Genomic DNA, 9,459 nt, shown 5'->3' on the forward strand with positions numbered 1-9,459 from the left:
CCTGGCCGCTTAAGCGGGACAGCGGGACAGCGGGACAGCGGGAATGGGCCGGCTCCTCCTCGGCGGGGGGCCGGCCCGTGACCGTTCCCGCACCCCTGCGGGTCCCTACAGTCCCTGCGGGTGCGCGTCCTAGAGCCCCTGCGGGTGCGAGAAGAACCGCTGCGGGTCGTACTGCTTCTTCACCTTGTCCAGCCGCGCCGCCGCGTCCCCGTAGTACGCCTTCTTCCAGTTCTTCAGCGTGGGGTCGGTGTAGTTCTGGTAGGCCGCGCCGGAGGCGTACGGGGCCATCGCCTTGTGCGCCGACGTCAGCCAGGCCTGGGCCGTGGTGCCGGTGGCGCCCGCGCCCCAGGAGGCGATGTACTGGGCCAGCATCCGCGAGCGGCGGTGGACGAAGGCGGTCGCGGTCGGGGAGACGCGGTTGACCGCGCCGCCGAGCGCCGTGAAGGCGATGCTGCCGGCGCCGCCGCGCACCGAGGCGATCTGGTGGAGCACGCTCTGGATGCCGGCCGCGGACAGCGAGCGGTCGAAGAAGTCGGAGCGGGCCGCGTACGTCTCCCGGCCGAGCCGGCCCTGCGGGGAGCGGCCCGGGGTGGAGCCCGGCAGGTGGCACTGGGCGTCGGTGGAGAAGGAGGAGCAGCCGGCGTAGATCTCCATGGCCTCCTCGTAGCCGCGGCGGCGCAGCGAGACCGAGCGGGCGTCGGCGCCGGCCAGGTGGGCCAGGCGGTCCACGGCGTTCTGCAGTTCGCGGTAGGTGCCGAGGGAGAAGCAGGAGACGGAGACGGTCGGGGTGTGGCCCGGTGAGCAGGCCAGGTGCAGGGAGGACCAGATCTCGTCGGGCTGCGAGGGGCCCCACTCCTGCCAGGCCTTGAGCACCTTGGCGGCCTTGGACCAGGGCCAGGTCAGATGGGCGGTGACGGCCTGCGGCGCGGGGTGGGTGCGGAAGTGCAGCTCGGTGACGACGCCGAAGTTGCCGTTGCCCGCGCCGCGGAGCGCCCAGAACAGGTCGGCGTGGTGACCGGTGTCGGCGGTGAGCTGGGTGCCGTCGGCGGTGATCAGGGTGGCCTGGGTGAGGCTGTCGCAGGTCAGGCCGTAGGCGCGGGAGGCGACGCCGTGGCCGCCGCCGAGTACCAGGCCGGAGACGCCGACGCTGGGGCAGGAGCCGGCGGGTATGGTCACGCCCTTCGCGGCGAGCGCGCGGTAGACGTCGATCAGCTTGGCGCCCGCGCCGACGACGGCCTGGCCGCCGCCGACCCGGATGCGGTTCAGCCGGGACACGTCGACGATCAGCCGCTGGTCGCCGGAGGAGTAGCCGGCGTAGGAGTGGCCGCCGTTGCGGATGGCGACCTTGACGCCGTGCGCGCGGGCGTACGCCAGGGTGGTGCGGATGTCCGCGGCGTGCGCCACGTAGGCGACCGCGGCCGGTTTCAGGCCGTCGAAGCGGGTGTTGTAGAGCTGGTGGGCGGACTTCCAGGAGGCGTCGCCGGGCCGGACGAGGGTGCCGTCCAGGTCCCGGGCGAGGGCCGTCCAGTTCGCGGCGGCCCCGGCCGGGCCGCTGGTCCGCAGTGCGGCGAGGGAGGTCGCGCCCGTGAGGGAGGCGGAGGGCGTGGAGGAGTCCCCGCCCGCCGCGCACGCGGTGAGCGCGGTCGTCGCCAGGGCGGCCGTACCGCCCGAGATGAACGTACGCCGTTCCATGTCCGTCGCCCTTTCCTCGGCTCTCGAGGTACGAGACGGCGCCCCGCGCCACGGGGTTCCGCCGAACGGGTGAGGAACGGCGCACGGGTGTTCGTGCGGGCGACTCGTCGGAACCTCCATGTGCCCTCCCCGTGAGCATTCCGTGACCTAACCGGGCCGACGGCAGGGGTTCACTCTGCGTTCATTTCTGGCCATCGGCGGCTTCACCTGTTCTGCCTAATTTCGGCCGTACCCGGTGCGGAGTGCGGCATGGATTGCGCTCGCGCGCACCGCACCCACTTACCTCGCGCGCCGCCGATCGCGGCGGCTCCTGGAAGGACTCCCGAAAGTGAAGCTTCAGCGCAAGAACCGGCTGCGCGCCCTCTCTCTCGGTGCTGTCGCCGTCTCCAGCGCCCTGGCCCTGACGGCGTGCGGCTCCGACGACAACGGCGACGGCAACGCCTCGGGTGGCTCGACGGCCACCACGAGCGCGAGCTCCGTCAAGTGCGACGACGCCAAGGGCCAGCTGCTCGCGGACGGCTCCTCGGCGCAGAAGAACGCGATCGACGCCTGGACCAAGGTCTTCTCCCCGGCCTGCAAGGTGCAGATCAACTACAAGGGCGCCGGCTCCGGTGCCGGTGTCACCTCCTTCACCCAGGGCCAGATCGCGTTCGCCGGTTCCGACTCCGCGCTGAAGCCCGACGAGGTCACCGCCTCCAAGAAGGTCTGCAACGGCGGCCAGGGCATCGACCTGCCGATGGTCGGCGGCCCGATCGCCCTCGGCTACAACGTCCCCGGCGTGGACAACCTCGTCCTGGACGCCCCGACGATCGCCAAGATCTTCGACAGCAAGATCAAGAACTGGAACGACGAGGCGATCAAGAAGCTCAACCCCGGCGCGAAGCTCCCCGACCTGAAGATCCAGGCCTTCCACCGCTCCGAGGACTCCGGCACCACGGACAACTTCACCAAGTACCTGCTCGCCACCACGCCCGAGAACTGGAAGTACTCCGGTGGCAAGGCCTGGCAGGCGCAGGGCGGCCAGGCGGCCTCCGGCTCGGCCGGCGTGGCCCAGGGCGTCAAGCAGAACTCCGGCGCCATCGGCTACTTCGAGCTGTCCTACGCCAAGGGCATCGACACCGTCGCCATCGCCACCGGCGCCAAGACCCCGGTGAAGCCGTCCACCGAGTCGGCCACCGCGGACATCGCCGCCGCCAAGGTCGTCGGCACCGGCAAGGACCTGGCGCTCCAGCTCGACTACAAGACCAAGGCCGAGGGCGCCTACCCGATCACCCTGGTCACCTACGAGATCGTCTGCGACAAGGGCAACAAGGCCGACTCCCTGCCCGCCACCAAGGCGTTCCTGCGCTACATCGCCAGCGAGGACGGCCAGAAGGTGCTGGCGCAGAACGACTACGCCCCGATCCCCGACGAGATCATCGCCAAGGTCCGCACCACCATCGAGGGCCTGAGCTGACCTGATCCGTGAGTGTGCGGTCCGGCGCCCACCCGGCCCGGGCCGCACCGTCCGGTGCACCGCCGCCATGAGCCGCGCCCCCGGCGGGGGCCGCGGCTTAGCAGACCGGAGAACCCGATGGACATATCGACGACAACCGACGTTCCTCCCCCCGCCTCCCCGCCCCCGCCCGCCGAACGCAAGCGCGCGGCCCGGGGCGCCACCCGGCCCGGCGACCGCATCTTCCTCGGCCTGTCGCGCGGCTCCGGCATCCTGCTGCTGGTGATCATGGCCGCGATCGCGGTCTTCCTCACCTACCGCGCCTCCCTCGCGATCAGCAGGGACCACGGGAACTTCCTGACCACCTTCGAGTGGAACACCAACCTCACCCCGCCGAGCTTCGGCATCGCGGTGCTGGCCTTCGGCACGATCGTCTCCTCGGTGATCGCCATGGTCATCGCGGTCCCGGTCGCCGTCGCGATCGCGCTGTTCCTCACCCACTACGCCCCGCGCCGGCTCAGCGGCCCGATCGCCTACGTGATCGACCTGCTCGCCGCCGTGCCGTCCATCGTCTACGGCCTGTGGGGCGCCCTGATCCTCGTGCCGCACCTGCGCGGCCTGTACGGCTGGCTGGACACCTACCTCGGCTGGACCGGGATCCTCTCCTGGGAGGAGGGCGCTCCGCGCACCATGCTCGCCGTCGGCATCCTGCTGGCGATCATGATCCTGCCGATCATCACCAACGTCAGCCGTGAGGTGTTCCGGCAGGTCCCGCGGATGCACGAGGAGGCCGCCCTGGCCCTCGGCGCCACCCGCTGGGAGGTCGTCCGGATGTCCGTCCTGCCCTTCGGCCGCTCCGGTGTGATCTCCGCGTCGATGCTCGGCCTCGGCCGCGCCCTCGGCGAGACGATGGCCGTGGCCACCGTGCTCTCCCCGGACTACGACATCCACGCCAGCCTGCTGAACCCCGGCGGCGGCACCTTCGCCCAGAACATCGCCAGCAAGTTCGGCGAGGCCACCGAGCAGGGCCGGGACGCGCTGATCGCCTCCGGCCTGGTCCTCTTCGTCATCACCCTGCTGGTCAACGGCGCGGCCCGCGCGATCATCGCCCGCCGCAAGGAGTACTCGGGGGCCAACGCATGAGCACCGCAGCCGTCACCGACAAGCGCCCCGGCTCGCTGAGCGGCGCCCGGCTGCCCAGGTGGTCCCCCTGGGCGATCGCCGCCGGGTCCGCCGCCGTCGCCGTGGGCATCGGCCTGGGCGCGGACCTGGGCAGCAAGGTCCAGTGGGGCCTGATCGCCGCGATCCTGTTCGTCCTCGGCACCTACGGCATCGCCGCCCGGGTGGAGGGCCGCCGGCAGGCCAAGGACCGGGTCGCCACCTCGCTGGTCTGGGTCGCCTTCCTGCTCGCCGTCGTCCCGCTGGTCTCCCTGGTGTGGACGACCGTCTCGCGCGGCGTGAAGGTGCTCGACGTGCACTTCCTCACCCACTCCATGGGTGTCGTCGCCGACTCCGAGCCCGGCGGCGGCATCTACCACGCCATCATCGGCAGCCTGGAGCAGGTGGGCCTCGCCACCCTCATCGGCGCCCCGATCGGCGTGCTCACCGCCGTCTACCTGGTGGAGTACGGTCGCGGCCGGCTCGCCCAGGCGGTGACGTTCTTCGTCGACGTCATGACGGGCATCCCGTCGATCGTCGCGGGCCTGTTCATCCTCAGCCTGATGCTCATCCTGGAGCTGGACCCGTTCGGCTTCGCCGGTTCGCTGGCCCTGGCCATCCTGATGATGCCGGTCGTCGTCCGCTCCACCGAGGAGATGCTCAAGCTCGTCCCGAACGAACTGCGCGAGGCCTCCCTGGCCCTCGGCGTGCCCAAGTGGCGGACCATCCTGAAGGTCGTCCTGCCGACCTCCATCGGCGGCATCACCACCGGTGTCATGCTCGCCATCGCCCGGATCGCGGGCGAGACCGCGCCGGTGCTGCTGCTGGTGTTCGGCAACCCCTTCATCAACACCAACCCGTTCGAGGGCGCGCAGGCGTCGCTGCCGCTGTACATCTACCAGCAGTACGCGGCGGGCAACGACGCGGCGTACGACCGCGCCTGGTCGGCGTCCCTCACGCTGATCGCCTTCGTGATGATCCTCAACCTGGTGGCCCGCGGCATCGCCCGCTGGAAGTCCCCGCGCTGACCCGCCGCGGCCACCCGCCGCCTGGCCGGCCGCCGACGCGGCCCCACAGCGACCGAGCTTGAATTTCCTGGAAGTGAAGCAGACATGGCCAAGCGAATCGACGTAAGCGGGCTCACCGCCTACTACGGCTCCCACAAGGCGATCGAGGACATCTCGATGACGGTCGAGCCGCGCTCGGTGACGGCGTTCATCGGCCCCTCCGGCTGCGGCAAGTCGACGTTCCTGCGCACCCTGAACCGGATGCACGAGGTGACCCCCGGCGGGCGCGTCGAGGGCAAGGTGCTCCTGGACGCCGAGGACCTGTACGGCGCCGGGGTCGACCCGGTGTCCGTGCGCCGCGAGGTGGGCATGGTCTTCCAGCGCCCGAACCCGTTCCCCACGATGTCGATCTTCGACAACGTGGCGGCGGGCCTGCGGCTGAACGGCAACTACAAGAAGAGCGAGCTGAACGACATCGTCGAGAAGTCGCTCAAGGGCGCGAACCTCTGGAACGAGGTCAAGGACCGGCTGAACAAGCCGGGCTCCGGACTCTCCGGCGGCCAGCAGCAGCGCCTGTGCATCGCCCGGGCGATCGCGGTCGAGCCGAAGGTGCTGCTCATGGACGAGCCGTGCTCGGCCCTGGACCCGATCTCCACGCTCGCCATCGAGGACCTGATCGGCGAGCTGAAGGACCGGTTCACCATCGTCATCGTGACCCACAACATGCAGCAGGCGGCGCGGGTCTCGGACCGTACGGCGTTCTTCAACCTGGCCGCGGTGGGCCAGCCGGGCCGGCTGGTGGAGATCGACGACACCGAGCGGATCTTCTCCAACCCGTCGGTGCAGGCCACGGAGGACTACATATCCGGCCGCTTCGGCTGACCGGCACCCCGTCCCGGCCCGCCGGGACGGGAGGGACCCCTCGCGGTGCTGCATGGCGGTGCCACCGCGGGGACGCAGAAGGGCCCGCCCCCAGCTCCCGGGGGCGGGCCCGTCGCGTTCGTCCGGCGGGGTCCTACAGGGCCACCAGCTTCACGATGCCGAAGGCCAGGGCCGCGACCAGGGCGGCGGCCGGCATGGTGATGAACCAGCCCAGGACGATGTTCTTGGCCACGCCCCAGCGGACCGCGTTGACCCGCTTGGTCGCGCCCACGCCCATGATCGCCGAGGTGATGACATGGGTCGTGGAGATCGGCGCCTTGAAGATGAACGCGGTGGTGAACATGATCGACGCGCCGGTGGCCTCGGCCGCGAACCCCTGCGGCGGGTCCAGCTCGATGATCTTGCGGCCCAGGGTGCGCATGATCCGCCAGCCGCCCGCGTAGGTGCCCAGGGACAGCATCACCGCGCAGACGATCTTCACCCAGACCGGGATCGGGTCGCCGAACGTCTCGTGGCCGGAGATCACCAGGGCCAGCACCACGACACCCATCGTCTTCTGGGCGTCCTGGAGGCCGTGGCCGAGCGCCATGCCGGCGGCCGAGACGGTCTGGGCGATGCGGAAGCCCCGCTTGGCCTTGTGCGGGTTGGAGCGCCGGAACAGCCACATGATCGCCGTCATGACCAGGTAGCCGACGATCAGGCCGACGAAGGGGGAGACGAACATCGGGATGACGATCTTCTCGAGCACCCCGCTCCACAGCACGTCCGTGCCGCCCGCCAGCGCCGCTCCCACCATGCCGCCGAACAGGGCGTGCGAGGAGGACGAGGGCAGGCCGAAGTACCAGGTGACCAGGTTCCAGACGATCGCGCCGACTAGGGCCGCGAAGAGGATGCCCATCCCCGTCGAGCCCTGAGGGGTCTCGATCAGGCCCTCGCTGACCGTCTTGGCGACGCCGGAGCCCAGGAAGGCGCCGGCCAGGTTCATCACGGCCGCCATGGCGAGCGCCGCCCGCGGGGTCAGCGCCCGCGTCGACACCGAGGTGGCGATGGCGTTCGCCGAGTCGTGGAAGCCGTTCGTGTACGTGAAGAAGAGCGCGACCGCTACGGTCACGATCAGGGCGAAGGTGTCCATCGACGCCTCAGGACTCCTTGACGGCGATGGTCTCCACCGTGTTCGCCACGTGCTCGAACGCGTCCGCCGCCTCTTCGAGGACGTCCACGATCTGCTTGAGCTTCAGCACCTCGATGGCGTCGTACTTGCCGTTGAAGAGGTGGGCGAGCAGCTTGCGGTGGATCTGGTCGGCCTGGTTCTCCAGCCGGTTGACCTCGATCCAGTACTCGGTGAGGTTGTCCATGGTGCGCAGGTTCGGCATGGCCTCGGCCGTCAGCTCCGCCGCGCGGGCCAGGACCTCGATCTGCTGCTCGACGCCCTTGGGCAGTTCCTCGACGTTGTACAGGACGACCAGGTCGACGGCTTCCTCCATGAAGTCCATGATGTCGTCCAGGGAACCGGCGAGGGCGTAGATGTCCTCCCGGTCGAACGGCGTGATGAACGAGGAGTTCAGCTGGTGGAAGATCGCGTGCGTGGCGTCGTCACCTGCGTGTTCCGCGGCCCGCATACGCTCTGCGATCTCGGCCCGGGCGGAGGGGTCCGCCCCGAGCAGTTCCATCAGGAGTTTCGAGCCCGTGACGATGTTGTCCGCGGACGCGGCGAACATGTCGTAGAAGCTCGTCTCCCTGGGGGTCAGACGAAAGCGCACGTGGGGTCCTCGGGGTGCTTCGGTTTCGGTCAGGCTGATGCTAGGCGCATCATCCGGCCACGGCTAACGGGCCGCATCCCAGTGTCGCCCATCGGGCGCGGTGATGAGCACAGGGGCGTACGAAGGCCCCCTTACCCCGCAAAGTTCGTTACCATATACCCAGTAGGGGTATCTATCCCTTTTGTCCGCAGCTCGTCCCGAGACGGAGGCCCGCGATGACGACGACGACCGAGGCCGGCGCCACGCACGGCTACCACAAGCAGAAGGACGAGCACCTCAAGCGGCTGCGCCGCATCGAGGGGCAGATCCGCGGCCTGCAGCGGATGGTGGACGAGGACACCTACTGCATCGACATACTCACGCAGGTCTCCGCCTCCACCAAGGCCCTGCAGTCCTTCGCGCTCCAGCTGCTGGAGGAGCACCTGCGGCACTGCGTGGCGGACGCGGCCCTCAAGGGCGGCGACGAGATCGACGCGAAGGTGGACGAGGCGACGAAGGCGATCGGCCGCCTGCTGCGCACCTGAGCGGCGGGGCGGTGCGGGGCGGGCTCAGTCCGGATTCCGTTCCTCGGCGACGCGCAGTACCTCGTCGATGCTCTCCAGGCTGAGCCGGTCCTCGGCGGCCGAGGCCGCGATGATCAGTTCTCCGCAGAGTTCGATCTCGGCGAGGGCCACGTGGTCCTGAACCGCCGTGCCGCCGACCGGAGCCACCCGCCTCACCTCTTCCCTGCCGTCACCGCCTTCCAGGGTAGGCAGTGGTATACACACCGCGCATGGCACGGACGGGCTACTTACAAAGGGACGTCTGGTACTAGTGACTGGCCGGAATCAGCCGCTCTCGCCGGGCTCGTCCCCGGCGATCCGGCCCGTGTAGATGTCCGCCGGGGCCGGCAGCCGGATGTCCGCCGCCGTGCCGAAGCCGTACAGCAGCAGGGTGGAGGCGACCGCGACCGTGGCCTTGGCATGGCCGTTGGAGAAGCTGAAGCGCTGCCGGAGCTTGCGGAGGCGGCCCTGGTCGTCCAGGTAGGCGTCGAACGGCACCCGGGCCGTGGCGAAGCCTTTCGCCGCCGCGGCCAGCGCCGCCCGGTTCCCGGCCGAGGCGTACCGGGCCGCGTGACCGAGGTCGGCGGTGCCCCGGTAGTGGCGTACGGCCGTCCCGGCCACCTCGGTACGGCCCACGAAGGTCGCCTCGCGGGCCCCGCGCAGCAGCTCGGCCGCCACGTACGGGTCGGTGGCGCCGCCGGTGACCAGATTGCCGTCGGACAGCGTCGCCGTCTCCACCCGCACCCACTTGTCGGCGGGCACGCCCGCGCCCCGGTTCTTCATGTACAGCGCGCCCGGGGTGAGGAGTTCGGTGATGGGCCGGTGCCCGGCGGTGCCGGTGGGGTCCGCGGGGAGCATCACGGTGAGCCGGCCGAGGAGCCGGCGGTAGTCGTAGACGCCCCGGCCCCGGATGGTGACGCGGGTGCCGCCGGTGGCCATCTCCATCGAGGTGCCGGCCTTGGAGCTGCCCGCGTCCCGCAGCG

Annotated in this window: 10 protein-coding genes; 5 read left to right on the top strand and 5 right to left on the bottom strand. The window is 70.4% G+C overall.

From position 1 onward, the window contains the following. Positions 1–129: 129 nt before the first annotated feature. Positions 130–1,692: an FAD-binding oxidoreductase gene (locus tag H5J33_RS13920; protein ID WP_181795219.1), complete on the bottom strand. Its 1,563-nt coding sequence runs from the start codon at positions 1,690–1,692 to the stop codon at positions 130–132. 328 nt (positions 1,693–2,020) lie between these two features. On the opposite strand from H5J33_RS13920, the gene pstS reads away from it, so the two are divergent. From pstS to pstB, 4 genes are all read left to right on the top strand, one after another. Further along, on the top strand, positions 2,021–3,148 hold the full coding sequence (gene pstS, locus H5J33_RS13925; protein WP_181795220.1) for a phosphate ABC transporter substrate-binding protein PstS: 1,128 nt from the start codon (positions 2,021–2,023) through the stop codon (positions 3,146–3,148). 117 nt (positions 3,149–3,265) lie between these two features. Beyond that, positions 3,266–4,270, top strand: a complete 1,005-nt coding sequence (pstC, locus tag H5J33_RS13930) for a phosphate ABC transporter permease subunit PstC (protein WP_181795221.1) — start codon at positions 3,266–3,268, stop codon at positions 4,268–4,270. Further along, complete coding sequence (gene pstA / locus H5J33_RS13935) at positions 4,267–5,313, top strand: phosphate ABC transporter permease PstA (RefSeq protein WP_181795222.1); 1,047 nt, start codon at positions 4,267–4,269, stop codon at positions 5,311–5,313. Before pstC ends, pstA begins: the two co-directional genes overlap by 4 nt. An 84-nt stretch (positions 5,314–5,397) precedes the next feature. After that, positions 5,398–6,174 (top strand): phosphate ABC transporter ATP-binding protein PstB, encoded by a 777-nt coding sequence (gene pstB, locus H5J33_RS13940; RefSeq protein WP_030612576.1) that lies wholly within the window; start codon positions 5,398–5,400, stop codon positions 6,172–6,174. Between the two features lie 133 nt (positions 6,175–6,307). Here pstB and H5J33_RS13945 read toward each other — a convergent pair whose 3' ends face one another. Together H5J33_RS13945 and H5J33_RS13950 are read right to left on the bottom strand one after the other, a co-directional pair. Beyond that, entirely contained in the window at positions 6,308–7,306 is a 999-nt protein-coding gene (locus tag H5J33_RS13945; RefSeq protein ID WP_181795223.1) for an inorganic phosphate transporter, read from the bottom strand. A gap of 7 nt (positions 7,307–7,313) precedes the next feature. Beyond that, on the bottom strand, positions 7,314–7,934 hold the full coding sequence (locus tag H5J33_RS13950; RefSeq protein ID WP_030791894.1) for a DUF47 domain-containing protein: 621 nt from the start codon (positions 7,932–7,934) through the stop codon (positions 7,314–7,316). A 215-nt stretch (positions 7,935–8,149) separates the two neighbouring features. Between H5J33_RS13950 and H5J33_RS13955 the strand changes: the two genes are divergently transcribed. Further along, positions 8,150–8,458, top strand: coding sequence for a metal-sensitive transcriptional regulator (locus tag H5J33_RS13955; protein WP_181795224.1), 309 nt, complete (start codon positions 8,150–8,152; stop codon positions 8,456–8,458). A gap of 24 nt (positions 8,459–8,482) precedes the next feature. Here the strand turns inward: H5J33_RS13955 and H5J33_RS13960 are convergent, their stop codons facing one another. Both H5J33_RS13960 and H5J33_RS13965 read right to left on the bottom strand, forming a co-directional pair. Next, the gene (locus H5J33_RS13960) at positions 8,483–8,644 is read right to left on the bottom strand and encodes a hypothetical protein (RefSeq protein ID WP_167404062.1); all 162 of its coding nucleotides are present in this window, start codon (positions 8,642–8,644) and stop codon (positions 8,483–8,485) included. 117 nt (positions 8,645–8,761) lie between these two features. Then, positions 8,762–9,459 (bottom strand): hypothetical protein (locus H5J33_RS13965; protein ID WP_181795225.1); only part of this gene is annotated, 698 nt, incomplete at its 5' end.

Source organism: Streptomyces sp. WELS2 (assembly GCF_013870595.1).
Lineage (GTDB): Bacteria > Actinomycetota > Actinomycetes > Streptomycetales > Streptomycetaceae > Streptomyces.